Genomic DNA, 26442 nt, shown 5'->3' with positions numbered 1-26442 from the left:
ACCAGTTACGCTGCTGACTGCTTGCCACGAAGCACACCACGTCGCGTACGGATAGAAAGCTGAACCATTGAGAAGTAGCGGTGCTCTTGCGGAACGTCATCCAAATTTCGATAGATCTCTTCCTTGTCAGTGCTCGCATGAGATACATAGGTTGCAGTGTCTTCAAGACCAAGCTCTTTTAACTTCGCTGAAAGTGCCTCGATCATACGTCCTGCTTTGATCAACATAATGGTGTCAAACTCTTTCACTAACGACTCCAGACAGTCGATTCCATACGTCGCGGGTACAACACAAAAACGCTCTTTGCCATCGGCCAAAGGTATCTTGGTAGCAGCAGGAACGGCGGTAATGGAAGTTACACCAGGGACGATAACTGGAACCACTTCAGGCGCGATTTCTTCTAGTTCTTCCTGAATATATGCCCAGGTGCTAAATACCGATGGGTCGCCTTCTGTTACGAACACAACGGATTTACCCTGCTTTAATCGGTCGAGAATCGTTAACGCAGCGGATTGCCATGCCGGTACATTGACCGACGCATCGCGAGTCATTGGGAAATGCAAGAAACAGTGCTCGCCTTTGATATTTTCTTCATCGATAGCACCAGTAACGATCTCCCATGCAAACGAATCTGCTTTGCCTTTGTTTTTCTCGGGAATGGCAACGACGTCCGCTTCCTGAATCAGGCGTGCAGCTTTAAGAGTAAGTAGCTCACTGTCTCCCGTACCTACGCCTACTGCGTATAGCTGACCGCATTTATTATTATTCATGTGTATCTCCCGGAGACTGTTGATTTTTTACAAACGAAAAAAGATGAATGGGGTTTTCTGCCTGATAGCGTTGGTAGTGCGCCAAAGGCTGGGTATTTGAAATATTGATTAGCTGAGCATCAAAACGAAGTTCGTTGTTTTTTGCCCATTGGTAAACTTCAGCAACGGTATCCATGGTAACGGCTGAAACCACCAGACGACCGCGCTCTTTTAAAGATGTCCATGAATAGGAAAGAATGGCATCCATAGCACCTCTGCTACCACCTACAAAAACCGCATTTGGCTTAGGCAGCTCAGTCAGAGCAATTGGAGCAGGTTCTGTAATCAGCTCGACATTATCGGTGCCGTGAGCACAGATATTTGCCTGAATACTGTCAAAGCAAGCATCGTTACATTCGATGGCGTAAACCTTACCTTTAAAAGCAAACTTCGCGCTTTCAATAGAGATAGAACCAGAGCCTGCACCAATATCCCAGACAATATCCTCCTGGCCGATTTTCATTGTTGTCAGCGCCAGATTTCTTATCGGCTGCTTGGTGATTAAACCGTTTTGCGGCATACGTTTAAGGAAGCTTTCGTCTGATGCAAACTGACCATTGCCACCCCACAACGCCTTACTTTCGCGCTGGGCGACAAGGACATTTAGCTTATCAAACTCGATATCACACTCGACCAACTCATCAACCGTGAATGTTCTGACTCGTTCTGAGGTTCCACCCAATTGCTCACAAACAGAAAGCTGCCAGTTGGTTTCATAAAACGCCTGCATATGACGCGCAATAACCTGCGGCGTATTTTTGTAGTCGGTAAGTATGGCAAACAAGCTACCCTGCTGCATCTGTGCTACCAATCCGGCAAGCTCTCTTCCGTGAACAGAAAGGTAGCTCGCTTCATTCCATGGTAAGCCCAATTTTGAGAATGCCAGTTGGGCGGAGCTTTGGGTTGGAATAAACGATAGTTCGCTGGCAGGAAGCCTTTTAAGTAACGTTGTTCCGATACCAAAAAACAGCGGGTCACCGGATGCAAGAACAACCACATCACCCTCTTCACTCTCATCAATAACTTCGCTAAGCCATTCTGAAAAGCCCTGCGTCATATCCAGAAAGGTACCATTAAACTGTGGGAACCATTCGATGTGACGGGGGTGTCCGGCAACAACTCGTGCTTCCGACACCACACTTACCGCCCGGCTCGTTAAACTCAGGCAACCATCTTCTGGAACACCGACAACAACAATATTAGCCATCATTTTCTACCGTCTGATACAAAAGAGCATGAATCGTTGAAACAACGATTGGACTGCCGCCTTTACGACCAGTGCTCAAAATATATGGCACCTTCTTCTGTTCCAGTAGTGCCTGCTTTGACTCTTCCGCTTTCACAAAGCCAACCGGAATACCGATAACCAGCGCTGGTTTAATTTCGTCAGCTTCTACCATTCTCAGAATTTCATACAGGGCCGTTGGGGCATTGCCGACACCGATGATGGCACCATCAAGTAAACCAAGGTCACGAGCTTTACGCATTGCCCAGATAGCGCGAGTATCGCCGCTCTCTTTTGCGGCAGCGATAACACCTTTATCACTAATAAAGCAGTAGGCCTGATTGTTATTAACAGAAAGGCGCTGAGCACTGATTCCACTTGTGATCATTGTGACATCGCTGATGATTGGTGAACCCGCTTTCAACGCACTGATACCAGCCTGAACAGCGCCCGGACTAAATTTGAAAAGCTTAGCAAACTCGAAGTCGCCAGTGGTATGAATAGCCCTTCTCACAACTGGCCACTGCATTTCGTCAAAGTTGTGACCACCGTGAAACTGTTCGATTTCATTGTCTATGATAGAAAACGAGTCGTTTTCTATTACCCGTCCCTGACGAGTCATTTGTTGCATTGAATCCATGGTAATTCCACCTGAAAGTTCTTCTAATTCTCTCTGTTCGTGCGCCTGCACTTCTCCCGAAAACCGACCCAGTGGAGAACCATCAAAGTCGATAAAAAGGACATCGACTGCTACTGCGTCAGTAACATACTCGCTGGCATGTTTCTGTGCCTCTTCACATAGTCGATTAAAATAATCTGTCGGGTTGTGTTCACGAACCAGATCTAATACATGTCGTCCCGTATTAGCTTCTGTAATTTGTTGGCATAACTCTTTTGGGATATTCGACTCAGAAGCTAGTTCACTTAAATGCTTAAAGTCGATCGCATGGCCAGAAACATGAGTCATCATTCGACCAGATGTTAATTTGCCCAGCTTTCCTATCATGGTGACAAGTGTCACTCTGTTTATGCCGTAACGTTTTGCCGCGCGAAGGCCCACGCCAATAAAGTCCCCAGCTTGTATAAATGCCATTTCCCCAAGTTCAGGGAACTGCGCCATTGCTGCTTTTTCTGAACGGCTGCCTGTAGTTAACACCAAATGATCCAGCCCATTAGCCTGAGCAATCTGCACCGACTGCCTTACTGACGCTGCATAAGCCGATGTTGAGTAGGGTTTTACTGTTCCGCGTGTACCTAAAATTGATATGCCACCAATAAGCCCCAACCTTTCGCTTATTGTCTGTTTGGCGGCTTCTTCACCACCCGGAACCGAAATTGTCAGTTCCAGCCCCTTTTCGTCCCGCAGTTTGTCTGGCGCCTTAGCCCACTCCAGCTCAGCCATTTCTAAAATATTGGCTTTTGGCACCGGGTTAATAGCGGGCTCTCCGACCGGAAGCTCCAGCCCTGGAAGCGTTACTGTTGCGACACCTTCACCACCCTTAAGGTGGATGCCAGTTTCGCCATCCCAACGAGCGGTGCATTGAATTTCCAGGCCGTGAGTACAATCTGGGTCATCTCCGGCGTCTTTGATAACGCCAGCGATAACTTCTTCAAATCCTTCAGATTTACCAGTTTCTAGGCGCGCAAGAGGGAAAGTCACCAAATCTCGGTTAGGTAACTTGATCTCGATATCGGTGAACAACTCTTTGGCAATTAACGCTCTCACCGCAGCCCTCGCGGCCGCAGCAGCACATGCGCCTGTGGTATAGCCCCAGCGCAGTTCTGTATTGCTTTTTGAACGTTTCAGTTTTCCCACTTACACCACTCCAAAATGTATATACATTTCAAATTTTATTTACAGCAAGGGCAGGAGAAATCGTGTGACAAGACGACTCTGAGTGCTCCCGCCCAGATTGTTCTATTTGATCTGTTCCCGAATTATTCGGGTATCGCAATTTAGCAGGTTCTGACTTACGGATAACTTGCAAATCTACCGATACAAACTATCCGCTTACAGTTGCGGGTACAGTCCAGGATTCTCACCTGATTCACTTTTAACTTTGGCTACGAATCAATTTCGTATAATCGCCAAGCACTAAATAGCTTGTGAGAATGTTCTCACATGGTTAACTTATCTAAATTGATACTTATCAATTTATACAAAAAGATAGAAGTTTCGATTAAGTTTTGCGTCCATGATAAATTCCGACCACTCAGTAATACAAAAATTGCCGACCAATAACAAATTTAATAAATACATCCATCATGTTTATATAGCAAATTATTTATCCGAAAAATAATTAAACATCCACTAATATTTCTTCTTCATCTTTTAACGATTCCCTAAATTCTTGCGGTGTTATTTTGTACGCATTCTTGAACACTTTACAAAAATAGCTTGCCCCCGAAAAACCTAGGTTATGCGCAATTCTTGAAATTGACCAATCACTATATTGCAGCATCTTCTTAGCGCCAATCATTCTTTGCTGATTAACGTAGGCATTAAAACCGATTTTCATCTCTTTTTTGAATAGCTTACTGAAATAGTGGGGACTTAAATAAACATGATCCGCAACTTCTTCAAGTCCAACATCTTCAAAGAAATGTGCCTCTATATATCTCAATGCTTTTTTAATTTTGCTGTCATGAGGCTGACTATTATCATTTACTTTAAATAAAGTTCTAACATCATATTTATCGTTAATAACAACAAAATCCATATGTTTTTTAATTGAGTCATCAACTAACGTTTTAAGTAAATCCGCGGCAGAAAAAACTTTGGAATAATCTGCAACAGCTATGTTGTTGTAATCCTCTATTAGCTCCGCGTCTTTCATCCATTTCATATCAACCAGCTGGATATCTCCGACCTTCGTACCACTTTCGACTCTAATCTGACCACAGAGTACAAAGCCAATTAGATGACCACTTACAATTAAAGGTATAGAGAAATCAACTAATCCAGCATGACAACGATACACACACGGCTTATTTGATTTTGATGCCTCTAGCCCCCCACATCGATCACTTTCTATGCATCTTGCGTACAACTCAGGCTTTTTCCTGATTTTCTGACAAAAGCTAGTAAAGTTAAAGCAAGCCGATACTTCTTTGCCATCGATATCGACCAGAACCACTGCAAGCCCTGTTGCATTAGCAAAGTCTTGTAAAACCTTGTTTATTCCCTGAGATTCCAGGAAGCTTTCTGGTCGATTCATTAGAATTTCCTTTTAACTTTGATTTCTAAAGTGATAACAGTATCAAGTTCACAACATCACCTACGCCATCTCTGATGAAAGATATCAAAATGGGGAACTATTACCACCAATTAAATCAATATTGATTTAATCCGTTGCTGTTCCGGGCAAATTATTGGTGATAAGTGCCCTATAGCCAGCACCGCCAATAATCGCACCAATTAAAGGCGCAACAATTGGAACAATGAAGTAAGGGATATCTCTCCCTCCTGTAAAGGCTACTTCACCCCAACCCGCCATCCATGCAAACAGCTTAGGACCAAAGTCCCTGGCAGGATTCATTGCAAAGCCAGTTAATGGACCTGTGGCTGCGCCGATTACTGCAACTAAAATACCAATAAGTAGTGGAGCCATTGCACCTTTAGGAACGCCATTTCCATCATCTGTTAACGCTAGAATCAACGCCATCAGAGTTGCTGTAATAACTATCTCAACTAGGAATGCGCGCCAAAGTGGAATCGCGCCATTTGCATAGGTACTAAATATACTTGCCAGGTAAAGGCTCTCTTCACTACCGCGAACCATACCTTCAGCTTGCTCGTACGCGATAAACAAATCTGCATATATCAAGTAACACATAGCAACACCGAAACATGCGCCTGCTGTTTGGGATAGTGCGTAGGGGATAACCTTTCTTTTATCAAAATTCGCAAATAACCAAAGCCCCACCGTTACCGCTGGATTTAGGTGCGCGCCGGAGATACCTGCACTCAAATAAACAGCAAGTGAGATACCCAAACCCCACGTAATACAAATTTCCCACAAACCAAAGCTAGCACCTGCGACTTTTATGGCTGCTAAACAGCTAGCGCCAAAAAACAGAAACAGCCCTGTACCCAAGAACTCAGAAATACACTGTCCTTTTAATGTATCTTTCATATCATTTCTTCCAGTTAGTTCCGTCATACATCGATCCAAGAAATGTGACGAAATGGTGTTATTGTTAATGTAAATAGATAATTAATTGAGTTCTCTGATAATTGTTCTTTTGGAAATAAGTCATCTTTTTCCTGACTTTTACTATACGCCATTCTCATAGCAATAAATTGTCATTCGGTACGCTGTATAGCACTTTTTTGTCTTCATGCCATGCAACTATATTGTCATTTTACTCTTGATTACAACAGATATGTCATTGTATTTAATAGCATTGCCCAATATTTAAACAGCAATATATTTTTGTCTTTTTAAATATCTCAAAGTGTTAGCAAGCTCATAAATATGCCAATAATTTGCTCTAGATCTCGATTGTGAAAATATCCGCTGAGAAAATTTTTATATCCTCACCCTCGCCTCTAAAGCCCTGTGCTCGTGGGGTTTAATAACATCAAGAACAATTATTTCACATCCCATTGATGTTTTTTTGCCAAATACTGCCCTGTAAGTACACAATTTTTTTCCTCAACACCGTATAGATTTAACTCCGAGTTCTCATGTTCGAAAAAACAAACACCAAATTAAATATCGAGGTAGTTATGCAACAAGAAGCACTAGGAATGGTTGAAACTAAAGGTCTAACAGCAGCGATTGAAGCGGCGGACACCATGGTTAAATCAGCAAACGTAGATCTAGTAGGTTACGAAAAAATCGGCTCTGGTCTGGTAACAGTTATCGTTCGTGGAGACGTAGGTGCAGTTAAAGCAGCGACAGACGCTGGCGCATCTGCTGCAGCTAACGTTGGCGAAATCGTAGCAACTCACGTAATTCCACGCCCACACACTGATGTAGAGAAAATTTTACCTAAAGGAATTGAGTAATGGATAGCAACCTGGTCGACGCAGTCATGGCTCAGGTTATGGCTAAGGTCAACGACAAAGCAGATGCAACATCTGACCAGAATGAAAAACAACGAGGCAAAATAATGGAAAAGACGTGTGGTTTAACTGAATTCGTTGGTACAGCGATGGGTGACACTATCGGTCTGGTTATCGCAAACGTAGATAGCGAAGTACTAGACGCAATGAAGCTTGAAAAGCGCTACCGCTCTATCGGCATCATGGGGGCACGCGTAGGTGCAGGTCCACATATTATGGCTGCGGATGAAGCCGTAAAAGGCACTAACACCGAAGTGGTTTCAATTGAGCTTCCACGCGATACAAAAGGTGGTGCTGGCCATGGTTCTCTTATCGTGTTTGGCGGTGATGACGTTTCTGACGTTCGCCGCGCAGTAGAAGTCGCTCTAAAAGAGATTGATCGTACGTTTGGTGACGTATACGCGAACGATGCTGGTCACATCGAACTTCAATACAGTGCTCGCGCAAGCTACGCACTGGAAAAAGCATTTGGTGCTCCTCTAGGTAAAGCGTGTGGCGTAATCGTTGGTGCACCTGCTGCTGTAGGCGTACTAATGGCAGATACAGCAGTTAAATCTGCAAACGTAGAAACTGTAGCTTATAGCTCTCCTTCTAACGGTACTTCCTTTAGTAACGAAGTGATCCTAATCATCTCTGGCGACTCTGGCGCTGTAAGACAAGCTGTTACTTCCGCTCGCGAAGTAGGTAAAACCTTACTGTCAACTATGGGTGACGAGCCAGTAAATACCCGTCCTTCTTATATTTAACATTTAACAGAGGTTGCTCCATGAAATCAAAACGATTTGAAGCATTAGCAAAGCGCCCTGTTAACAAGGATGGTTTTGTTAAAGAGTGGGTAGAAGAAGGCTTTATCGCGATGGAAAGCCCGAACGACCCAAAACCTTCGATTAAGATTGTAAACGGTGAGGTTGTCGAACTAGACAGCAAACCAAAATCTGAGTTCGATCTAATCGACCACTTTATTGCGCGCTACGGTATTAATCTGGAAAACGCAGAAAAAGCAATGGCTATAGACTCTGTGAAGTTTGCCAATATGCTTTGTGACCCTAATGTACCGCGTTCTGAGATTGTTCCTCTGTCTACAGCGATGACTCCTGCGAAACTTGTAGAAGTTATGTCACAGATGAACGTTGTTGAAATGATGATGGCGATGCAAAAAATGCGTCCAAGAAAGTCACCTTCTCAACAGGCTCACGTAACCAACATTAAGGACAACCCGGTGCAAATCGCAGCTGATGCTGCTGAAGGTGCACTTCGCGGATTCGATGAGCAAGAAACTACCGTTGCAGTAGCACGTTACGCGCCATTCAACGCTATTGCTCTGCTTGTTGGTTCTCAGGTTGGTCGTCCCGGCGTACTGACTCAGTGCGCACTAGAAGAAGCGACTGAGCTTAAGCTAGGTATGCTAGGCCACACGTGCTATGCAGAAACGATTTCTGTTTATGGTACTGAGCCAGTATTTACCGATGGTGATGATACGCCTTGGTCTAAAGGCTTCCTTGCATCTTCATATGCGTCTCGTGGTCTGAAAATGCGCTTTACCTCTGGTAGTGGCTCTGAAGTACAAATGGGTTATGCGGAAGGTAAGTCGATGCTTTACCTGGAAGCTCGTTGTATTTTCATCACTAAAGCAGCTGGTGTACAGGGATTGCAGAACGGTTCTGTTAGTTGTGTTGGCGTTCCAACAGCTGTTCCATCTGGTGTTCGTGCAATCCTTGCTGAAAACTTGATCTGTACAACTATTGACCTTGAATGTGCATCAAGTAATGACCAGACGTTCACGCACTCTGATATGCGTCGTACTGCTCGAATGCTAATGCAGTTCTTGCCTGGTACCGACTTTATCTCTTCTGGTTACTCAGCGACTCCTAACTACGACAACATGTTTGCAGGTTCAAACGAAGACGCAGAAGACTTTGACGATTACACCGTACTTCAGCGTGACCTTCGTGTTGACGGTGGTCTGAACCCTGTAACCGAAGAAGCCGTTGTTGCAACCCGAAACAAAGCAGCCCGCGCAATGCAAGCTATCTTTGCTGGCATGGGGCTACCAGAAATCACAGATGAAGAAGTAACTGCTGCAACCTACGCTCACGGTTCGAAAGATATGCCTGAACGTAACATGGTTGAAGATATTAAAGCAGCGCAAGAAATCATCGATGAAAACAGAACAGGTCTTGAGGTTGTTCAAGCGCTTGTGAAAGGTGGTTTTGACGATATTGCGCAAGACATGCTTAACATTCAAAAAGCAAAAATTTCCGGAGACTACCTACACACTTCCGCAATTATCCTTGGTGATAACGAAGTAGTGTCAGCGGTGAACCACCTGAACGATTATGCCGGTCCTGCGACTGGTTACCGACTAGAAGGTGAACGTTGGGAACAGGTTAAGAATATTCCAAACGCATTAGATCCGAACGAGTTGGGTTAAGGGGGAGTGACCATGGAAATTAATGAAAAACTACTTAGACAGATCATTGAAGACGTGATCACTAACATGCCTACTCAGGGCGAAAGTAAAGCGGTTTCGTTTGCAGATAAGCCAAGCGGAAAGAGCTTTTTAACCGACCTTGGTGAAGCAAAAGTAAGCACTAAGAAAGACGAAGTTGTTATCGCTGTTGGTCCTGCATTCGGGCTTTCACAAACAGAAAGCATCGTAGGCGTACCTCACCAAAATATTTTGCGTGAAATGATCGCAGGTATTGAAGAAGAAGGTTTAAGCGCTCGTGTTGTTCGTTGTTTTAAATCTTCTGACGTAGCGTTTGTTGCTGTGGAAGGGGAAAACCTTTGTGGCAGCGGCATCTGTATCGGAATTCAGTCAAAAGGTACGACGGTAATCCACCAGAAAGGCTTACCACCACTATCTAACCTAGAACTGTTCCCTCAGGCACCGCTACTTACCCTGGATACTTACCGCCAAATCGGTAAGAACGCTGCTAAGTATGCAAAAGGTGAAACGCCTCAGCCAGTTCCAACACTGAATGACCAGATGGCTAGACCTAAGTATCAAGCTAAATCAGCGGTTCTGCATATTAAAGAAACCAAACACGTTGTGGTTGGTAAGAATGCAGTAGAGCTACAGGTTGCCATTTAAGAAGGATTATAAAAATGAACTCAGAAGCAATTGAATCTATGGTTCGCGAGGTGCTGGATAAAATGAATGGTCAGCAAGGTGCTGCACCATCTTCTGCTAGCGCAAAGCCTCAAAGCAAATCGGGCGCAACCGTCAGCGATTACCCTTTGGCAAGTAAACACCCTGATTGGGTTAAAACTCCTACAGGTAAAACAGCAGACGATATCACGCTTGAAGGCGTAATTAACGGCACTGTTACTAACCAGGACATGCGTATCACCCCTGAAATTTTAAGAATTCAGGCTGATATCGCGCGTAGTGCTGGTCGTGAGTTGCTTGCGGTTAACTTCGAGCGTGCTGCAGAACTAACGCAAGTTCCTGATGAACGTGTTCTTGAAATATATAACGCTCTTCGCCCTTACCGCTCAAGTAAACAAGAGTTGTTAGATATTGCCCAGGAACTTCAAAGCAAATATCAGGCAACAGTTTGTGCTGGTTACGTAAAAGAAGCTGCCGAGCTTTATGAGCAAAGAAAGAAACTAAAAGGCGATAACTAAGCCACCTTAACTCTCCCCTTTTTCCTACTTTAAGGGGGAGAGTTTTTTTGCAGACAATGACTGAAAACTGGAAGTATTATGAAATATATCGTTGGTGTAGACATAGGTAACTCTTCAACAGAAGTGGCTTTAGCCCGAGTTGAACAAAACGGATTACAAGAATTTGTTGCCAGTGCACTAACAGAAACCACGGGGATCAAAGGAACTAAACAGAACCTGGTGGGTATATACAAATCATTAAATCTGGTTGTAGAGAAAGCCGGACTTACGGTCAACGATCTTGACCTAATAAGAATTAACGAGGCAACGCCGGTTATTGGCGACGTTGCTATGGAGATGATTACAGAAACCATCATCACCGAATCAACAATGATTGGTCACAACCCTAAGACACCAGGCGGATTAGGCATAGGTGCAGGCGAAACCATCTCAATCAGTGACCTGCTTACAAAAGACAACTCCAAACCATACATTTTGGTCGTGCCAAAAGAGGTCGACTTTGCCGATGTTGCGGCAATGATTAATGCCTCTTCAAACGCTGGCTATCAGATTGTCGGCGCTATCTTACAAAAAGACGATGGTGTACTGGTAAACAACCGCCTGGATAAAGTCATTCCGATTATTGATGAAGTGAGTTATATCGACAAAATTCCAATGGGAATGAATGCTGCGATTGAAGTAGCAGCTCCGGGGCAAGTGATTAAGTCCCTGTCGAACCCATATGGCATAGCTACAATGTTCGACCTAACCTCCGATGAAACCAAAAGTGTTGTTCCTATCGCTCGTGCATTAATTGGTACACGCTCTGCTGTAGTAGTAAAAACACCAGAAGGTGATGTAAAAGCCCGCACTATACCCGCGGGAGCACTGTCTATATTCAGTGAAAATAAAACACTCACTGTAGAGATCACCGCCGGTAGTGACGCAATAATGGATGCTGTCGGCTCTTGCAGCAAGATAGATAACGTAACCGGAGAAACTGGTACTAATATTGGCGGTATGCTGGAAAACGTTCGCCAAACGATGGCTGAGCTTACCAACAAGCCAACCAATGAAGTCTTTATTCAGGACCTTCTTGCTGTAGATACCTTTGTTCCTGTGACTGTAAAAGGCGGTCTTGCGGGTGAGTTCTCGCTGGAACACGCTGTTGGCATCGCATCAATGGTGAAATCAGACCACCTACAAATGGCGCGCATCGCCGAAGAAATACACAACACACTAAACATAGACGTACAAATTGGTGGTGCGGAAGCCGAAGCCGCAATTTTGGGCGCATTAACTACACCAGGAACCGATAAGCCGATGGCGATCCTGGATCTCGGAGCAGGTTCTACCGACGCATCTATTATTAATTCCAGCGGCGATATCATTGCTATCCACCTTGCAGGCGCCGGTGAGATGGTCACCATGATTATCGCCGCTGAACTGGGACTAGAAGACCGTTATCTGGCTGAAGATATAAAGCGTTACCCTCTTGCGAAAGTTGAAAGCCTTTTCCACATTCGCCACGAAGACGGCACGGTACAGTTCTTTGAAAAACCACTTCCCGCAGATGTATTTGCTCGCGTGGTAGTGGTGAAGGAGGACAAGTTTATCCCGCTAAGTGGTGACCTACCGCTAGAGCGAATTAAAGCCATTCGACGTTCAGCTAAGTCCCGTGTTTTCGTGAAAAACTCTATACGTGCACTGAAGTCCGTAAGCCCAACAGGCAATATCCGAGATATTCCGTTTGTGGTTCTGGTTGGTGGTTCATCGCTTGATTTTGAAATACCACAGTTAGTTACCGACTCATTAGCACATTACAACCTGGTAGCAGGACAGGGTAATGTTCGCGGCTGTGAAGGTCCACGTAATGCTGTAGCAACAGGCTTGATCTTGTCTCACATTAAAGGAGACAAATAATGAACCTTTTTGTCGACAATAAACCTTCGATCCACATTCGCTACAACAGTAGTGAGTTTCCCTCTGAGTGGCAGGAAGTACTGTTTGGCATCGAAGAAGAGAGCATCCCTTTTCAACTTGAGGAGATCGCAAACCAAGAGCTCATCAGTCAGGCCTATGAAGCTTCTCAGCTTTCAGCTCTTTCGGTCGGCATTGCATGTACAGAACAAGAGATGGTGATTCATCAAAAGAATCTGCCCGAAGAAGCACCTCTATTTACTGCAAATACAAGAACAATTCATAACAGTGCTGCACTTAGAGCACTTGGGAACAACGCCGCCCGTTTAGTAAAAGGCATTCCATTTAAAAACACATTTGACCAGACAGGAGAATAGACGTGAAAGTTTCTCTAGGTTTATTAGAAGTAAAAGGGCTGGCACTAGCGATTAATACCGCTGATGCAATGGCCAAGTGCGCAGCAATCAACATGGTTGGTATCGATACTGCAAAAGGTGGTGGTTGGATGACCATCAAAGTCACTGGAGATGTTGCGGCAGTTCAAGCTGCGGTTGCAACCGGCGCAGCACTAGCAGAGCAAAGCAACGGGTTTGTCGCACAAAAAGTGCTCTCACGCCCAGACGCAAAACTGCTAGCCACTATTGTCCCACAGGATAAGCCGGATCCAATTTCTGAAGTAGAAGCTCCTATCGCCCCAGAGTCTTCGGAAGAAGAGCAGCCCGAACAAGAAGACGAAGATCCTGAGCCTGAAGCTGTTTTAGAGGAATCTGAATCTGAATCTGAATCTGAATCTGAATCTGAATCTGAATCTGAAGTTAGCGTAGCGGAAGATATCGAAGAAGCACAAGAAGAAACACCTTTCTCAGAGAGCGCTGAACTGCCTTCTGCCCAAGAAGAGCCCAAAAAGGCAACTTGCAACTTATGTCAGGACCCAGAGTGTCCGCGTATGAAAGGCGAACCACACGTAGACTGTATTCACGAAGGTAAGAAAAGATGACCTCAGAAACAACGATCAGCGAACAAAAGGTTCGCGATTCCATAGAAACTGTATTTGAAGAGATGCGTCATCGCCCTATTCCGGTTGGTATTTCTAATCGTCATATCCATCTTTCAGAGCCCGACTTTAAGGCACTGTTTCCTGGTAATGATTTGACGGTAAAGAAAATGCTGCTTCAACCAGGGCACTACGCAGCTGAAGAGACCGTAACAGTAAAAGGTCCTAAAGGACAACTGGAACGTGTACGGGTACTTGGCCCTCTTCGCAGTGCTACTCAAGTAGAGCTTTCTGCAACAGACGCGCGAATTTTGGGTGTAAAAGCGCCACTACGTATGTCCGGGGCACTTGATGGAACTCCAGGTGTAACCTTAATTAGTGAATTTGGTGAGATAGAACTGTCTCAGGGAGCCATCGTTGCAGTAAGACATATCCATATGTCTCCATTAGACGCACTTGTCTACAACGTTAAGCATGGTGATACGGTAAAAGTTTCGATTCAGGGAACCCAACGTAAAACAGTATTTGACGATGTCGCTATTCGTGTTGCTCCCGAATTAGTTCTGGAAATGCACATAGATACCGATGAAGCGAATGCGGCTGATGTAGGAAACAATTCAGCGTTTGCCATATTGCTTAATTCTGTTGAGTAAGGAGCCTGAGTGTGAGTTATAGCCCCGACCAAAGTAAGAATGCTCCCGATATCTCGATGATTGTCGAAGCAGTCATAAAGATGTTGGAAAAGCGAGAAGGTGCCGTTTATAAGACCAATGTCACCACGCTTGGAGAAGGTTTATCGCCATCCATTTTTACCGGATATAGCGTGTTATCCATAACACTTGCTGACCTGTCGTTCCTATGCAAACTCGCCTCTTCAGATGACAGTAATCCAGCGGTTAAAACCGTGATGGATGCAGTTTCGTATGGCATGACTCTTCAAATAAGTATTCACGAAAATTTACTGGCACGCATTCCGATAACCAGTTTGTCAGGGCTGCCCATCGCCTATTTTGACCAGCTAGGGCAAGAGATTAATGTCACTACATCCAAAGTGATTGATTACTCCCTTGCCGTGGTTCTAAAGGGACGTTGGTTGGTAGCCCCTTCCCGCTCTCTGATTACCGCGTTAGCAACTGAAATGCTGAACCAGAGACAAATAAAATTGATCAAGGCGGAGTAAATTATGCAATTAGCAAAAGTAGTTGGGTCCGTTGTTTCCACTCAAAAAACACCATCATTGGTTGGCAAAAAGCTACTGATCATCCGCCCTATTCGTGGTGACGGTTCTTATCCTGAAGATGCACACCTCTCCGATGAAATCGCTGTTGATTCAGTAGGTGCAGGTGAAGGTGAACTGGTTTTTGTTACACGCGGTTCTTCGGCACGCCATGCTATCGATGGCATGGGCGATGCGGTTGATGCTGCCATTGTCGGCATTGTTGACTCGCTAACCTATCAGGAGGAGATGTAAGTCATGGCTATCTACACTAAAAAAGGCGACGCAGGACAAACTTCTCTGATTGGTGGCGTAAGAGTTTCGAAATCTGATGAACGAGTCGATACATACGGCACGATTGACGAATTAAACTCATGCCTTAGTTTCGCTGCTAAAGCGGTAAAAGATGAGTACAACCGCCAGCTTCTTGAAGATATTCAACATCAGCTTTTCTATCTAGGCGCTGAAATCGCAGACTCTGGCAACGGCAAAAACAAACAAGAACGATTTGTAGAAATACAGGACATAGAGGCACTAGAAAAAGCAGTAGATCGCTGTATGTCTGCACTGCCTCCAGTAACGAGTTTTGTATTGCCTGGCGCTACCGAATCAGGTAGCCGTCTGCATCTGGCGAGAACCATCGCTCGTCGAGCTGAACGTCGCCTTGTAGAGCTAAGTCAAACCACTAATGTTCGTTCAGTTGCCCTTAAGTATCTGAATCGAATGTCAGATTTTCTTTATGCAGTATCTAGATTAGAAGATCACATTGCATACAAAGAAGGCATCGTTAAAACCGTTGTCGAAAAATATCAACAAGCGGTTTCCGACAACAGTTCAAAAACAAGTGAAACAAACATGAATACATTAAAAGAAGACCCGTCATCACTTGGGTTTATACGCGTGCACAAAATGTTACAACAGGCTGTTGATGCCGCATTAAAAATTAACGTACCTATGGTTATCTCAGTGATGGATGAACACGGTCACCTCATCATCACTTATCGTATGCCAGATTCTCTGCTAGCTAGCATCGAACTGGCACCTAAGAAAGCATACACAGCTATTGCACTTAAATGTGCGACACACCAGCTACCCGGCTTGATTCAACCAGGCAGCGATCTTTATCAGTTGGAAGCCATCAGCGAAGGACAGCTAGTCACATTCGGTGGGGGTCTTCCTCTTTATCACAACAACAAAATAATTGGTGCAATAGGAATCAGTGGGGGCTCTGTTGAACAAGATATCAATATCGCCACCGCCGCTATTGCCGGATTAGAGTTAGAGGAAAAATAAACATGAATACAACCGAACTAGAGACCATTGTTCGTAACATACTGGTAGAGAAGCTATCATCAGATACTTCAACACCAGCATGTGATGCATCTGAACAAGTGGCGATTTTCAGTGATGTGGACAGTGCAGTTAAAGCAGCACAAAAGGCGTATCAGCGTTATTTCCAAAGTCCTCTAAAAACACGTATGGCAATCATTTCTGCTATACGAAAAGAAGTTGCACCACTCATTCCTAAGCTTTCTGCTGATGCAGCGGCCGAAACAGGAATGGGCAACACAGAACACAAGATCTTGAAAAACACAGCTGCATTGGAAAATACACCTGGCGTTGAAGACTTGACGACAGAAGCCCTAACCGGCGATGATGGTATGGTTTTGTTTGAATACTCTCCATTTGGTGTTATCGGCTCTATCTCGCCAAGTACTAACCCGACAGAGACTATCATCAACAACTCAATCTCAATGCTAGCAGCAGGTAACACCGTTTACTTCTGCCCTCACCCTGGCGCTAAAATGATTTCGATTTGGCTAATCGAAAAGCTGGAAGAGATCGCCTTTAAAGCGAGTGGTATTCGTAACCTGATCGTTACATTAGATAAGCCTACATTTGAGTCTACTCAGGAAATGATGGTCCATCCGGGAATTGCACTTCTTGCAGTAACTGGTGGCCCGGGTATCGTAGACGCAGCAATGAAAACCGGTAAAAAAGTGATCGGTGCCGGTGCTGGTAACCCACCATGTCTGGTTGACGAAACTGCCGAAATCACAACGGCTGCTCAAAGCATCGTTGCAGGCGCATCGCTGGACTACAACGTGCCTTGTATCGCAGAAAAATCTGTTGTTGTTGTAGAAAGCGTCGCTGTTCGTCTTATTGAACAGATGAAAGTGTTTGGCGCGCATCTGCTTACTGATCCGGCTGACATTGAGAAGCTTCGCAACGCTTGCTTCAACGGCACCACTGTTAATAAGAATATGGTTGGTCGTAGCCCTGCAACTATCCTAGAAGCAGCTGGCCTACATGTTCCAGAAAACGAACCAAAACTGATTATTTTCGAAGCAGACAAAGACGACTTGTTTGTTATTGAAGAGCAGCTTATGCCAGTAATTCCTGTTGTGCGAGTTAAAGACTTTGAAGAAGGCCTTGAGCTTTCTCTTAAGATAGAAAACAACCTGCACCACACAGCAATCATGCACTCTCAGAACGTGTCTCGCCTCAACAAAGTGGCCCAGCTAATGCAAACCTCTATTTTTGTTAAGAACGGCCCTTCATATGGCGGTATCGGTGTAGGCGCGGAAAGCTTCAACACATTTACTATCGCAACTCCAACAGGGGAAGGCACAACATCAGCTCGATCGTTCGCACGCACACGACGCTGTGTACTGCATAACGGATTCTCTATCCGTTAACATCAGGACAAGGAAAAGATATGACCCATTTTTCAGTCAAAACAAAGGTATATAGTGGCGTTGGCAGTTTGAGCTACTTAAATAAGTTCAGCGGTAAAAAGATCTGGATAGTGTGCGATGGCTTTTTAGCAAGCAGTCCTCTTTTTGCGCGACTTGAAAATCAGCTTAAAGAAAAAAATGAGGTCTATCTTTTTTCAGATATCTCGCCAGATCCAGACATTGAAACTGTCGTAAAAGGCATTGAGCAACTGCATAAGATAAAACCTCAGGTAATCATCGGGTTTGGGGGTGGTTCAGCTATTGACGCCGCCAAAGCAATGAATTTTATCGCATCACAGCATCAAGATTTAGGTCTTGAGTACTGTATTGCAATTCCGACAACTAGTGGTACAGGCTCTGAAGTCTCATCAGCAACGGTCATAAGTGACAAGCAGCAGGGCAAAAAACATCCGATCTTCCACCCTGATATTTTCCCAGATGTCGCCATACTCGATCCAGAACTGACTGTAACCCTGCCTGACAACATCACGGCAAATACTGGAATGGATGTGCTAACACACGCTATTGAAGCTTATGTATCAACTGGAGCTGATGACTTTACGGATGCTCTGGCAGAGAAAGCAACTTACATTGTCTTTAAGTACCTTCCCATTGCTTTCCGGAATGGGAAGTGTGTTTCTACACGGGAAAAAATGCACAACGCCTCAGCTATGGCGGGCATGGCGTTCACACAGTCAGGTTTGGGTATAAACCACGCACTGGCTCATCAGCTAGGTGCTCAATACCATATGCCACATGGACTGGCGAACGCCCTATTGTTACCCCATACAATTAAGTTAAACGCAAAAGATATCCGTGCTCGTAAACGCTATGCTCGATTGGCTAAATTCTGTCAGTTATGCCCAAAAGGGGTAAACGATAATGTGGCGGTAAACCAGCTTGTTTATCAAATTCGACAACTGCTCAAGGAAATCAACATCAAGGGTACTATGCGTGCCAACGGTGTCGATCATAGGCAATTGAGAGAAAAGCTGCCTGAGATGGTAAAAGCAACGCAAGCTGATAAAACTTTTGAAACTAATCCATACCGGGCTTCCGAAAATGAAATCCGCAAGTTATTTGAGGCAGTAGTATGACTCCATTTTTAGACACGGCAGACCGAAATGTTGAACTGGCAAACCAGACTTTTGTCCAGCATGACAAGCCGACCCTCTTACGGAAAATCCGCGACGCTGGCATCGTGGGAGCAGGTGGCGCGGGTTTTCCAACTTACGTAAAAATGCAGGCAGAAGCAGAGATCTATCTGGTTAACGCGGCTGAATGCGAACCCATGCTCAAAGTCGACCAGCAGCTTATGGCACAAACTCCGGATAAACTAATCCGCGGCCTACTCTATGGCATGATGATGACCAACGCCAAAGAAGGCGTGATAGCACTTAAGCAGAAATACCAGCCAGCGATTGATGCGCTGACTCTCTACTTCCCGAAAACGTTAGAATTCATATTTTGCCTGACGTCTATCCTGCGGGTGATGAAGTTATTACTATCTGGATGGCGACAGGACGCCGAGTAGCCGCAGGCGCGCTACCCGCTTCTGTTGGCGTGATGGTAAACAACGTTCAGACTTTGATTCAGGTTGCTGATGCACTTGAAAGTGAGGCCTCTGTTACTCATCGCACACTAACGATAAACGGTGCCGTCGCTAAACCCGTAACACTGACTGTACCAATCGGTATATCACTGCAGGAAGCACTGGACTTAGCCGGTGGAACGACGATTCTAAATCCGGCATTTATCTCCGGTGGTCCTATGATGGGCAAACTGGTTGAAGACCTTTCGACTCCAGTAACCAAAACAACGGGTGGTCTGTTAGTGTTCCCGGATGACCATATTCTAATAAGAAGACAAAAACAGTCTGACCAAAGCGTCATCAATATGGCGAAAACCGTATGCGAACAATGCCGTCTATGTACTGAGCTTTGTCCTCGTCATTTGGTTGGTCATGAACTTCCACCAAGTGAACTCGTTAAAGCAATCAGCTACGAAAACGTAGCGAAACCGTCGGTGCTTATGTCTGCCCTAACCTGTTCAGAGTGTGGTGTCTGTGAAGCTTATGCCTGCCCAGTAGATATCTCCCCTATGCGAGTAAATAAGATACTAAAGAAAAAACTTCGCGAACAGGGAGCACGATACGAAGGAGAACTTAGACCTGCAGATCCTATGGCAGAGTATCGTATGGTGCCGGTAAAACGCCTGGTTGCTAAGTTGAATATAGAAAACTACGCAAAAGCGGCACCACTAGAACCTCTGGATTGGCAACCAGATCAGATCGTTATTCCGGTTCAACAACATATCGGGGCACCTTCAAAACCGGTTGTATCTATTGGTGATAAGGTCTCTCTCGGACAATGTATTGCCCAGCCAGATGACGAAGCTCTAGGTGTCTCTATTCACGCCAGTATCAATGGCACTGTTAGCAATATCAGCGATTCCGCTATCACAATTATCAGGGAGTAAATTATGTATCACGCAATTGGTCTGGTAGAGCTAACCAGTATTGCCCGCGGCATAGAGGTAAGCGATGTAATGCTTAAAAGTGCCAATGTTAGTCTGCTTGTGACAAAAACAATCTGTCCTGGTAAGTATATTGTGATGATTGGCGGTGAAATTGGTGCAGTAAAACAAGCAGTAGAAAATGGTCGAAAAGCCGGTGAACATATGACGGTGGATCACTTTGTTATCCCGAATGTACACGCCTCCATTCTTCCTGCATTAAGCGGCGTTAACGAGGTACCAAAGAAACAATCTATTGGTGTGGTAGAAACCTACAGTGTTGGTGCGTGTATTACGGCAGCGGATCGTGCAGTTAAATCGGCAAATGTTCAATTGGTTCGCATACATATGGCGTTTGGTATCGGTGGTAAATGTTACATGGTGCTAAACGGTGATATTGCCGATGTGAAAGCCGCGGTAGCTAACGCCTCTCAGGATGCTGGCGAGAAAGGTCTGTTGGTACAGAACAGTGTGATTGCAAAACCAGATGCCGCACTTTGGCAGCAATTGATGTAATCAGAGGTTACACATGCATAGTGATGACAAAGAAAGAGTGATTCAGGAATACGTACCGGGTAAACAGATTACCCTGGTACACCTGATTGCCAACCCTAATAAAAACCTGTTTAAAAAGCTGGGATTAACCACTGAAAATGGCAACTCGGGTAATGCGATTGGCATTATGACCATTACTCCAAGTGAGGCATCCATTATTGCAGGTGATATCGCAACCAAATCAGGTGCCGTTGACCTAGGCTTTGTGGACCGCTTTACAGGCTCAGTGGTTATCACTGGCGATGTATCTGCTGTGGAGTACGCACTTAAACAGGTTATTTATACACTGGGCGATATGATGAAATTTAGCTCTTGTCAGTTAACGAGAACGTAATACGTTTTATTTGGTCACATATAGCCTATGAGTAGTAAGCGCGTCATGTTGGTGGGTCAAAGCGAGTGTGGTAAGACAACGCTCATACAATCCCTAACCCACCAACCTATTCAATATCAAAAAACTCAGTCGCTGGAATTCTGTTTTTCCGCGATTGATACTCCCGGTGAATATCTGGAAAATCCTCGCCTCTACAGTGCACTAATTAACACGTCATACGATTCAGATATTGTGGCTTTGGTGCAAAGTGCTGATACAGACTATAGTATCTTTGCCCCTCTATTTGCACAGGTATTTAACCGCCCGGTTATTGGTGTAGTGACCAAGTCGGACATGCAACAAACCCGTTCAGAAAGAGCTTGCGAGTTCCTCCATGCTGCTGGGGTAAGCGAGATATTTACTACCTCGGCAATCGAAGGAATAGGAATTGAACCTTTAAGATCTTATTTAGGTTGGGAGTAGCGAGTTACCGTTAGCTCGCTGCTTTCACATTCAGATAATATTTGATTTCTTCTAAAGGGAATGCGCGCTCTTTTTTATAACCTTCGTCATCAGTATGTGCTGGTACCCGAACACTAACAACATCTGAGTTTACTAGCGCCATACTCGTTTCCGATACCGGTAATTGATGGTTAAAGTTTTGATTAAACGCTGAAATCGACGTTAAAGTCATGCCATCCTGACTAACATAAGAACCATTAGGAAGTTTCTTTAACTTAAGTGCATACCCTAAATTTGTTTTAAATACAGCGTAGCGTGTTGTAAATTCCTTCATATCTTTAGTACCTATATACACCGACATCCTTTGTCTGGCGGGGGAGAGATTAAAACAATAAACTTATTAAACACAGCTTGTTTATATGTAATAAGCTCAACTTTATTATTTATTTATGGTTCGATAAAAACGATTATTTAGAAGTAACACTTCTATTTTTTCGAAGTTATCGTTTGAGGTAGTTAAGTAAAAAACATATCTTAACGCGTTAATCAGTGGCTATAATGTCGTAAAATAAGCGCTAAAAGGGAGTAAAAGTGAAGATTAAAGTTGACGATCTATCGGGAGGAGAAGTGCTTGCACTTCTTGAAGAGCACCTTGCCGACATGTATGCGACATCACCACCCGAGAGTGTTCATGCTCTAGATATCGATGAACTTAAATCACCTGAGATCACTTTTTTTAGCGCTTGGATGAATGATGAACTAATGGGCTGTGTGGCTATTAAACAACATTCCCAAGAGCTCGCTGAGATCAAATCGATGCGAACCTCTACCAATGCACGAAAAACTGGCGTTGGCAGTAAGCTACTTCAGCATGTTATCAAGGAGTCATCGACGCGAGGTTATAAGCAAATTAGTTTGGAAACAGGCGCAGAAGATTACTTCGGCCCAGCAAGATCTTTATATGAAAAGTTTGGCTTTAGCTACTGCGAACCTTTTGCTGCTTATAAACCAGACCCAAATAGCTGCTTTATGACACTTCAATTAGCTAGTGGATAAGGAATTATTGTGCCTGAGTTAAAGAAAAGCCCCACACTGACTGATTTTCAAAAATACGTCTCAGAGCTAGAAACAGAACGAGGTTTTGCAGATCAAAATGCCAAAGACAAGTGCCTATTACTTGGCGAGGAAGTGGGAGAACTATTTAAAGCCGTCCGAAAAGCCGAAGGGATAGCTATTGACGCAAATTCGAAAGTTGGCGAATTGAGCGGCGAACTCGTTGATATTTTTATCTATCTTTGCTCCATAGCTAATCGATATAATATTGATCTTGAAAAAGCGTTTTTAGCAAAAGAAGAACAGAATAAACAACGTAAGTGGTCTTAGGTATACTAAAGTGACCGCTAAAACTTTAACTAACTAATGCTCTACCCAAATAACATTGTTCACATCAAAACCAAGTACCTTTGATTTGTTTATGAACTTATCTTTAAGTTCGTTATCTACACTTGGAGTTCTGGATAATAGCCACAAATAATCATTATTTGGACCAGAAACAAAAGCGTACTCATACTTCTCTCCTAATTCAAAAACCACATAAGAGCCATAAAAAGGTCCAAAGAACGACACCTTTAGATAGCCTTCTTGCTCAGAGTCGACAAAATAGGCTTTGCCTTCTGCTTGTTTCCATTCGTCCTGCTCAGCTAAATACCCTCTGTTGATAACTGAAATTTTACCGCTTTCCTTAATTGCATACTCAGCTGTGACTTTCGTTAATCCGCGTTCAAAGCTGTGGTCGAGCCTAGCAACCTCATACCATTTCCCCATATAGCGCTGAGCATTAAACTCCCCTACTGGCTGGATGTTTTCTGGCATACCAAGGCAACCCGTTAACACCACAGCCAATACGATCATAAAAAGATTTCTCATGTGGGCGTTGCCTCCAGCAAAAATAAGTTGGTAATGATCCCAAATAGCAGCGAGCTCGCAACATATCTATAAGTCTAGTTACTATTTAAATTATATGTTACCGAGTCTCCATTGTTTATTGAAACTGCTTGGCAAGAGCAGCAATATACTCTGGTCCTATTCCACAACACCCACCAATAATCGTAGCGCCACATTCAGACCACTTAACCGCCATATCCAGTATAGGTAGATAAGTTGAGATCTTCACGCATTTCACTCAAGCCATCATTCGCTGCTTCATCTTGTGTCGTTGGAGGGAATGCATTGGCATATACCCCTAGCTCAACCTCATTATTACCTGACGAACTCAACACCTTTTTAGCCACCTTTAAAGCGCTTTCCATCACCTCAGGTTGACTGCAGTTAAATAGAATAGCTGCAACATTCAACTGCAACATTGCCTCTACCGCCTGCTTAACTGTTTCACCAGAACGCAGTTGAGGTTGAACTGTTGGAACACTGTCTTCAATAGTGAACGCGACCCAAAATGGCTTTTCGTCACCATCAAGTTTACGTACATATTCATGTACAGCGAAGGTTTCAGCCATCAGGCTTTGTGTTTCTGCAAGCCAAATATCTGCGTAGGGTGCCTGGCCTTTAATAAGTGATGTGACCACCTCTTCGGCTCGTTCAGGCTGATAAAGATCCGCGCGATACGAACCAAATAACGGTGGTATCGATGCAGCGACTAGGGTTCCGTTATCTTCAAGTTTTGAAGCTTTTTTTGCCATTTCACCGGCGCTAGCCGCCAGCGATAATCCTTGCTGTTTAAATTTTTCTTCACCTATATGGAAAGGTACTAAGGCGTAGCTGTTGGTAATTATTATTTCAGCTCCACTCTGAATAAAAGCTCTGTGCGCATCACATACAACTTCAGGAGTTTCCATCATGGCCAACGCCGACCACTCTGGTTGACGAAATGGCGCGCCTCGCTTCTCTAGTTCTCTTCCCATCCCACCATCAAGGATTTTGACTTTCTTCTCACTCATTACTTTTCTCGTTTGTATTTTTGTTTTAAGTCTAATTGTTTCGAATCTCTGTAGACAACCGTTAAATTGTTATACCAATGTTAATTTGTACTAATTTTATGCGCCAACTTCGAACATAATTTGCTCTAGTTTTTATTATTCAGAATATAAATATAGCCAAACTGAATTATTATGGCATAATCATGCGGTAAACATGAATTACAATTCAATTCATACAGACTTAAAACAATATGGACGTGTGATCAGATGAAAAAAATGACAGGTAAATTATTAGCAGTAGGTGCAGCAGCATTGCTTTCAGCAAATGTTTCAGCAGGTGAAGTTCTGGATGGTATCGCGGAGTCAGGCGAGCTACGTGCTTGTTTCGATGCAGGTTATATGCCTTTTGAAATGAAGGCTAAAAACGGTAACTACATTGGCTTTGATATCGACCTTGGTAAGGTGATGGCTAAGCAGATGGGCGTTAAGTATGTTCCTGTAAATACTGCATGGGATGGCATTATCCCAGCGTTAGTAACAGGTAAGTGCGACATGATTCTTGCTGGTATGACTATCAATGCTCAACGTAACATGAAAGTGAACTTCTCAGACCCATATATCGTTATAGGTCAGTCATTGATTCTTAACCCTAAACACGAAGGTAAGATCAAAAGCTACAAGGACTTAAACGATCCTAAGTACGTTATCACCAGTAAGCTTGGTACAACAGGCGAACAGGTTGCTAAACGTATGGTTAATAAAGCTCAGTACAACGCATTTGAAACAGAAACCGATGCGGCTATGGAGGTTATTAACGGTAAAGCGGATGCAATGGTATACGACATGCCATATGTTTCAATCTTTACAGCTCAGAACGCAGATAAAACTGCCGCTATTCTGGAACCATTTACTTACGAGCCACTGGGTATTGCCGTTAAACAGGGTGACCTTGATATGGTGAATTTCCTGAATAACTTCCTTCGCCAGATTAAAGGCGACGGTACTTACGATCGCATCTATAACAAGTGGTTCAAGAGCGACGCTTGGCAAAAACAAATTAAGTAATTTCTATTTGGGTCAGGGAGCTTCCCTGACCTCCTTTTTGGTGTGTTTATGCAAAAGAAAACAAATTCGTGGATTTGGCATCTGCTGTTCTGTTTAGCTTTGATTGTCATTGGATATGGTATCTATACCGCTTCCCAGAAAATCAACTACACATGGCAGTGGGGTAGAATTCTCCCTTATATCATCGATAACTCGCCTCTAGAAACATATGCAGAGGGCGACGGTACTGTTGCACTCAACGCTGAAGGCCAACTCGTTATCGAATTTGACGATGGTGATCCTTCCCAGGTTATTGATACGACCAACAAAGTAATGGTAGCCGAAGGCGACCTGTTGTTTGAAGGCGATTTGATCTCTAGCGTGGAACAGCGTAAGCCGGGAGTGTTAATTCAAGGGTTGATAATGACTCTGAAGCTTTCCGTTATCTCTCTGTTTTTTGCCATATTGATTGGCCTTGTCGCTGCCTTGATGAGAATATCGGCCAATCCAATGAGTAAAAACCTTGCTCTGCTTTATGTAGAGATTATCCGGGGCACACCACTGCTGGTGCAGATATTCATTGTTTACTTCTTCCTTGGTACTGTTTTCGATTTAGACCGCTATACGGCTGGTATTGCAGCCCTTTCTATTTTTACCGGTGCCTACATAGCCGAAATTATTCGCTCTGGTATTCAATCTATTCCTCCAGGCCAAATGGAAGCTGCACGCTCTTTGGGTATGACTTATCCGAAAGCGATGATCTACGTTATTTTACCTCAGGCATTTAAACGTACCCTTCCTCCTATGGCCGGGCAGTTAATCAACCTGATTAAAGACTCTTCTCTTGTTTCTGTTATCTCTATTACCGATTTAACGAAAGCAGGTCGTGAAGTCGTGAGTGGAAGCTTCGCGTCATTTGAAGTGTGGTTTGTAGTAGCAGCGCTTTATCTGGTACTTACCTCTACGTTGTCGTTTGGTGTTCAAAAAATCGAGAAGAGGTTAGCAAGCAGTGACTAGACCCGAATTCAGAGGCGATGAC

At 44.1% G+C, this 26442-nt stretch carries 32 protein-coding genes and 1 riboswitch; of the genes, 23 read left to right on the top strand and 9 right to left on the bottom strand.

What is annotated here, in order from left to right:
• Positions 1-5 precede the first annotated feature (5 nt).
• The 5 genes from cobI to P7F88_RS03145 all read right to left on the bottom strand — a co-directional run bounded on the left by cobI (position 6) and on the right by P7F88_RS03145 (position 6197).
• Positions 6-770 (bottom strand): precorrin-2 C(20)-methyltransferase, encoded by a 765-nt coding sequence (gene cobI, locus P7F88_RS03165; RefSeq protein ID WP_277821898.1) that lies wholly within the window; start codon positions 768-770, stop codon positions 6-8.
• Positions 763-2019: a precorrin-6y C5,15-methyltransferase (decarboxylating) subunit CbiE gene (cbiE, locus tag P7F88_RS03160; protein WP_277821897.1), complete on the bottom strand. Its 1257-nt coding sequence runs from the start codon at positions 2017-2019 to the stop codon at positions 763-765. Before cbiE ends, cobI begins: the two co-directional genes overlap by 8 nt.
• Positions 2009-3850 carry a cobalt-precorrin-5B (C(1))-methyltransferase gene (locus P7F88_RS03155; RefSeq protein WP_277821896.1) on the bottom strand — a complete coding sequence of 614 codons (1842 nt, stop codon included), beginning with the start codon at positions 3848-3850 and terminating at the stop codon, positions 2009-2011. The genes cbiE and P7F88_RS03155 overlap by 11 nt, the downstream gene beginning before the upstream one ends.
• Before the next feature lie 125 nt (positions 3851-3975).
• Positions 3976-4149, bottom strand: a riboswitch (cobalamin riboswitch).
• A 185-nt stretch (positions 4150-4334) separates the two neighbouring features.
• Positions 4335-5252, bottom strand: a complete 918-nt coding sequence (gene pocR / locus P7F88_RS03150) for a transcriptional regulator PocR (protein WP_277821895.1) — start codon at positions 5250-5252, stop codon at positions 4335-4337.
• Positions 5253-5378: 126 nt separating this feature from the next.
• The gene (locus tag P7F88_RS03145; protein WP_422127370.1) at positions 5379-6197 is read right to left on the bottom strand and encodes an MIP/aquaporin family protein; all 819 of its coding nucleotides are present in this window, start codon (positions 6195-6197) and stop codon (positions 5379-5381) included.
• Between the two features lie 569 nt (positions 6198-6766).
• On the opposite strand from P7F88_RS03145, the gene pduA reads away from it, so the two are divergent.
• The 19 genes from pduA to P7F88_RS03050 all read left to right on the top strand — a co-directional run bounded on the left by pduA (position 6767) and on the right by P7F88_RS03050 (position 21447).
• The gene (gene pduA, locus P7F88_RS03140; protein WP_277824528.1) at positions 6767-7048 is read left to right on the top strand and encodes a propanediol utilization microcompartment protein PduA; all 282 of its coding nucleotides are present in this window, start codon (positions 6767-6769) and stop codon (positions 7046-7048) included.
• Positions 7048-7851 carry a propanediol utilization microcompartment protein PduB gene (pduB, locus tag P7F88_RS03135; RefSeq protein ID WP_277821894.1) on the top strand — a complete coding sequence of 268 codons (804 nt, stop codon included), beginning with the start codon at positions 7048-7050 and terminating at the stop codon, positions 7849-7851. Before pduA ends, pduB begins: the two co-directional genes overlap by 1 nt.
• 20 nt (positions 7852-7871) lie before the next feature.
• On the top strand, positions 7872-9536 hold the full coding sequence (locus P7F88_RS03130; RefSeq protein ID WP_277821893.1) for a propanediol/glycerol family dehydratase large subunit: 1665 nt from the start codon (positions 7872-7874) through the stop codon (positions 9534-9536).
• Between the two features lie 12 nt (positions 9537-9548).
• Positions 9549-10199, top strand: a complete 651-nt coding sequence (locus P7F88_RS03125; protein WP_277821892.1) for a propanediol/glycerol family dehydratase medium subunit — start codon at positions 9549-9551, stop codon at positions 10197-10199.
• Between the two features lie 14 nt (positions 10200-10213).
• Positions 10214-10735 (top strand): propanediol dehydratase small subunit PduE, encoded by a 522-nt coding sequence (gene pduE, locus P7F88_RS03120; protein WP_277821891.1) that lies wholly within the window; start codon positions 10214-10216, stop codon positions 10733-10735.
• A 78-nt stretch (positions 10736-10813) separates the two neighbouring features.
• Positions 10814-12637: a diol dehydratase reactivase subunit alpha gene (locus P7F88_RS03115; RefSeq protein ID WP_277821890.1), complete on the top strand. Its 1824-nt coding sequence runs from the start codon at positions 10814-10816 to the stop codon at positions 12635-12637.
• Entirely contained in the window at positions 12637-13011 is a 375-nt protein-coding gene (locus P7F88_RS03110; RefSeq protein WP_277821889.1) for a glycerol dehydratase reactivase beta/small subunit family protein, read from the top strand. The genes P7F88_RS03115 and P7F88_RS03110 overlap by 1 nt, the downstream gene beginning before the upstream one ends.
• A 2-nt stretch (positions 13012-13013) precedes the next feature.
• The gene (locus P7F88_RS03105) at positions 13014-13631 is read left to right on the top strand and encodes a BMC domain-containing protein (protein WP_277821888.1); all 618 of its coding nucleotides are present in this window, start codon (positions 13014-13016) and stop codon (positions 13629-13631) included.
• Positions 13628-14281 (top strand): phosphate propanoyltransferase, encoded by a 654-nt coding sequence (locus P7F88_RS03100; RefSeq protein ID WP_277821887.1) that lies wholly within the window; start codon positions 13628-13630, stop codon positions 14279-14281. Before P7F88_RS03105 ends, P7F88_RS03100 begins: the two co-directional genes overlap by 4 nt.
• A gap of 11 nt (positions 14282-14292) precedes the next feature.
• Positions 14293-14808 (top strand): PduM family microcompartment protein, encoded by a 516-nt coding sequence (gene pduM, locus P7F88_RS03095; RefSeq protein WP_277821886.1) that lies wholly within the window; start codon positions 14293-14295, stop codon positions 14806-14808.
• Between the two features lie 3 nt (positions 14809-14811).
• The gene (locus tag P7F88_RS03090; RefSeq protein ID WP_277821885.1) at positions 14812-15099 is read left to right on the top strand and encodes a EutN/CcmL family microcompartment protein; all 288 of its coding nucleotides are present in this window, start codon (positions 14812-14814) and stop codon (positions 15097-15099) included.
• 3 nt (positions 15100-15102) lie between these two features.
• On the top strand, positions 15103-16137 hold the full coding sequence (locus P7F88_RS03085; protein WP_277821884.1) for a cob(I)yrinic acid a,c-diamide adenosyltransferase: 1035 nt from the start codon (positions 15103-15105) through the stop codon (positions 16135-16137).
• A gap of 2 nt (positions 16138-16139) precedes the next feature.
• A complete protein-coding gene (locus P7F88_RS03080) occupies positions 16140-17543 on the top strand; it encodes an aldehyde dehydrogenase family protein (protein WP_277821883.1) in 1404 nt (467 codons plus the stop codon).
• A gap of 20 nt (positions 17544-17563) precedes the next feature.
• Positions 17564-18679 carry a 1-propanol dehydrogenase PduQ gene (locus tag P7F88_RS03075; RefSeq protein WP_277821882.1) on the top strand — a complete coding sequence of 372 codons (1116 nt, stop codon included), beginning with the start codon at positions 17564-17566 and terminating at the stop codon, positions 18677-18679.
• The gene (locus P7F88_RS03070) at positions 18676-19116 is read left to right on the top strand and encodes a hypothetical protein (protein WP_277821881.1); all 441 of its coding nucleotides are present in this window, start codon (positions 18676-18678) and stop codon (positions 19114-19116) included. Before P7F88_RS03075 ends, P7F88_RS03070 begins: the two co-directional genes overlap by 4 nt.
• Positions 19050-20060: a 4Fe-4S dicluster domain-containing protein gene (locus tag P7F88_RS03065; RefSeq protein ID WP_277821880.1), complete on the top strand. Its 1011-nt coding sequence runs from the start codon at positions 19050-19052 to the stop codon at positions 20058-20060. Before P7F88_RS03070 ends, P7F88_RS03065 begins: the two co-directional genes overlap by 67 nt.
• 3 nt (positions 20061-20063) lie before the next feature.
• The gene (locus P7F88_RS03060) at positions 20064-20612 is read left to right on the top strand and encodes a BMC domain-containing protein (RefSeq protein ID WP_277821879.1); all 549 of its coding nucleotides are present in this window, start codon (positions 20064-20066) and stop codon (positions 20610-20612) included.
• Positions 20613-20625: 13 nt separating this feature from the next.
• Positions 20626-20985, top strand: coding sequence for a BMC domain-containing protein (locus P7F88_RS03055; protein WP_277821878.1), 360 nt, complete (start codon positions 20626-20628; stop codon positions 20983-20985).
• A gap of 27 nt (positions 20986-21012) precedes the next feature.
• A complete protein-coding gene (locus tag P7F88_RS03050; RefSeq protein WP_277821877.1) occupies positions 21013-21447 on the top strand; it encodes a EutP/PduV family microcompartment system protein in 435 nt (144 codons plus the stop codon).
• A 10-nt stretch (positions 21448-21457) separates the two neighbouring features.
• Here P7F88_RS03050 and P7F88_RS03045 read toward each other — a convergent pair whose 3' ends face one another.
• Positions 21458-21760 carry a hypothetical protein gene (locus tag P7F88_RS03045; RefSeq protein WP_277821876.1) on the bottom strand — a complete coding sequence of 101 codons (303 nt, stop codon included), beginning with the start codon at positions 21758-21760 and terminating at the stop codon, positions 21458-21460.
• Between the two features lie 257 nt (positions 21761-22017).
• On the opposite strand from P7F88_RS03045, the gene P7F88_RS03040 reads away from it, so the two are divergent.
• Both P7F88_RS03040 and P7F88_RS03035 read left to right on the top strand, forming a co-directional pair.
• On the top strand, positions 22018-22482 hold the full coding sequence (locus P7F88_RS03040) for a GNAT family N-acetyltransferase (protein WP_277821875.1): 465 nt from the start codon (positions 22018-22020) through the stop codon (positions 22480-22482).
• A gap of 9 nt (positions 22483-22491) precedes the next feature.
• A complete protein-coding gene (locus tag P7F88_RS03035) occupies positions 22492-22809 on the top strand; it encodes a MazG nucleotide pyrophosphohydrolase domain-containing protein (protein WP_277821874.1) in 318 nt (105 codons plus the stop codon).
• Between the two features lie 33 nt (positions 22810-22842).
• On the opposite strand, the gene P7F88_RS03030 is transcribed toward P7F88_RS03035, so the two are convergent.
• The 3 genes from P7F88_RS03030 to P7F88_RS03020 all read right to left on the bottom strand — a co-directional run bounded on the left by P7F88_RS03030 (position 22843) and on the right by P7F88_RS03020 (position 24380).
• A complete protein-coding gene (locus tag P7F88_RS03030) occupies positions 22843-23352 on the bottom strand; it encodes a lipocalin family protein (protein ID WP_277821873.1) in 510 nt (169 codons plus the stop codon).
• Positions 23353-23467: 115 nt separating this feature from the next.
• On the bottom strand, positions 23468-23566 hold the full coding sequence (locus P7F88_RS03025; protein ID WP_277824526.1) for a homocysteine S-methyltransferase family protein: 99 nt from the start codon (positions 23564-23566) through the stop codon (positions 23468-23470).
• Positions 23556-24380, bottom strand: coding sequence for a homocysteine S-methyltransferase family protein (locus tag P7F88_RS03020; RefSeq protein ID WP_277821872.1), 825 nt, complete (start codon positions 24378-24380; stop codon positions 23556-23558). The genes P7F88_RS03025 and P7F88_RS03020 overlap by 11 nt, the downstream gene beginning before the upstream one ends.
• A 246-nt stretch (positions 24381-24626) precedes the next feature.
• On the opposite strand from P7F88_RS03020, the gene P7F88_RS03015 reads away from it, so the two are divergent.
• Positions 24627-25424, top strand: a complete 798-nt coding sequence (locus P7F88_RS03015) for a transporter substrate-binding domain-containing protein (protein ID WP_277821871.1) — start codon at positions 24627-24629, stop codon at positions 25422-25424.
• A gap of 48 nt (positions 25425-25472) precedes the next feature.
• Positions 25473-26420, top strand: a complete 948-nt coding sequence (locus tag P7F88_RS03010; protein WP_277821870.1) for an ABC transporter permease subunit — start codon at positions 25473-25475, stop codon at positions 26418-26420.
• Positions 26421-26442 lie beyond the last annotated feature (22 nt).

Source organism: Vibrio hannami, from assembly GCF_029589055.1.
In the GTDB taxonomy this organism is placed as follows: Bacteria; Pseudomonadota; Gammaproteobacteria; order Enterobacterales; family Vibrionaceae; genus Vibrio; species Vibrio hannami.
The sequence above is the reverse complement of the archived record's forward strand: the minus strand, read 5'-3'. Positions and strand labels throughout refer to the sequence as shown.

Coding starts and splice junctions, on each gene's coding strand:
- cobI (WP_277821898.1), bottom strand. CDS start 770: ATGAATAATAATAAATGCGGTCAGCTATACGCAGTAGGCGTAGGTACG.
- cbiE (WP_277821897.1), bottom strand. CDS start 2,019: ATGATGGCTAATATTGTTGTTGTCGGTGTTCCAGAAGATGGTTGCCTG.
- pocR (WP_277821895.1), bottom strand. CDS start 5,252: ATGAATCGACCAGAAAGCTTCCTGGAATCTCAGGGAATAAACAAGGTT.
- P7F88_RS03145 (WP_422127370.1), bottom strand. CDS start 6,197: ATGACGGAACTAACTGGAAGAAATGATATGAAAGATACATTAAAAGGA.
- pduA (WP_277824528.1), top strand. CDS start 6,767: ATGCAACAAGAAGCACTAGGAATGGTTGAAACTAAAGGTCTAACAGCA.
- pduB (WP_277821894.1), top strand. CDS start 7,048: ATGGATAGCAACCTGGTCGACGCAGTCATGGCTCAGGTTATGGCTAAG.
- P7F88_RS03130 (WP_277821893.1), top strand. CDS start 7,872: ATGAAATCAAAACGATTTGAAGCATTAGCAAAGCGCCCTGTTAACAAG.
- P7F88_RS03125 (WP_277821892.1), top strand. CDS start 9,549: ATGGAAATTAATGAAAAACTACTTAGACAGATCATTGAAGACGTGATC.
- pduE (WP_277821891.1), top strand. CDS start 10,214: ATGAACTCAGAAGCAATTGAATCTATGGTTCGCGAGGTGCTGGATAAA.
- P7F88_RS03115 (WP_277821890.1), top strand. CDS start 10,814: ATGAAATATATCGTTGGTGTAGACATAGGTAACTCTTCAACAGAAGTG.
- P7F88_RS03110 (WP_277821889.1), top strand. CDS start 12,637: ATGAACCTTTTTGTCGACAATAAACCTTCGATCCACATTCGCTACAAC.
- P7F88_RS03100 (WP_277821887.1), top strand. CDS start 13,628: ATGACCTCAGAAACAACGATCAGCGAACAAAAGGTTCGCGATTCCATA.
- P7F88_RS03090 (WP_277821885.1), top strand. CDS start 14,812: ATGCAATTAGCAAAAGTAGTTGGGTCCGTTGTTTCCACTCAAAAAACA.
- P7F88_RS03085 (WP_277821884.1), top strand. CDS start 15,103: ATGGCTATCTACACTAAAAAAGGCGACGCAGGACAAACTTCTCTGATT.
- P7F88_RS03080 (WP_277821883.1), top strand. CDS start 16,140: ATGAATACAACCGAACTAGAGACCATTGTTCGTAACATACTGGTAGAG.
- P7F88_RS03075 (WP_277821882.1), top strand. CDS start 17,564: ATGACCCATTTTTCAGTCAAAACAAAGGTATATAGTGGCGTTGGCAGT.
- P7F88_RS03070 (WP_277821881.1), top strand. CDS start 18,676: ATGACTCCATTTTTAGACACGGCAGACCGAAATGTTGAACTGGCAAAC.
- P7F88_RS03060 (WP_277821879.1), top strand. CDS start 20,064: ATGTATCACGCAATTGGTCTGGTAGAGCTAACCAGTATTGCCCGCGGC.
- P7F88_RS03055 (WP_277821878.1), top strand. CDS start 20,626: ATGCATAGTGATGACAAAGAAAGAGTGATTCAGGAATACGTACCGGGT.
- P7F88_RS03050 (WP_277821877.1), top strand. CDS start 21,013: ATGAGTAGTAAGCGCGTCATGTTGGTGGGTCAAAGCGAGTGTGGTAAG.
- P7F88_RS03045 (WP_277821876.1), bottom strand. CDS start 21,760: ATGAAGGAATTTACAACACGCTACGCTGTATTTAAAACAAATTTAGGG.
- P7F88_RS03030 (WP_277821873.1), bottom strand. CDS start 23,352: ATGAGAAATCTTTTTATGATCGTATTGGCTGTGGTGTTAACGGGTTGC.
- P7F88_RS03025 (WP_277824526.1), bottom strand. CDS start 23,566: ATGGCGGTTAAGTGGTCTGAATGTGGCGCTACGATTATTGGTGGGTGT.
- P7F88_RS03020 (WP_277821872.1), bottom strand. CDS start 24,380: ATGAGTGAGAAGAAAGTCAAAATCCTTGATGGTGGGATGGGAAGAGAA.
- P7F88_RS03015 (WP_277821871.1), top strand. CDS start 24,627: ATGAAAAAAATGACAGGTAAATTATTAGCAGTAGGTGCAGCAGCATTG.
- P7F88_RS03010 (WP_277821870.1), top strand. CDS start 25,473: ATGCAAAAGAAAACAAATTCGTGGATTTGGCATCTGCTGTTCTGTTTA.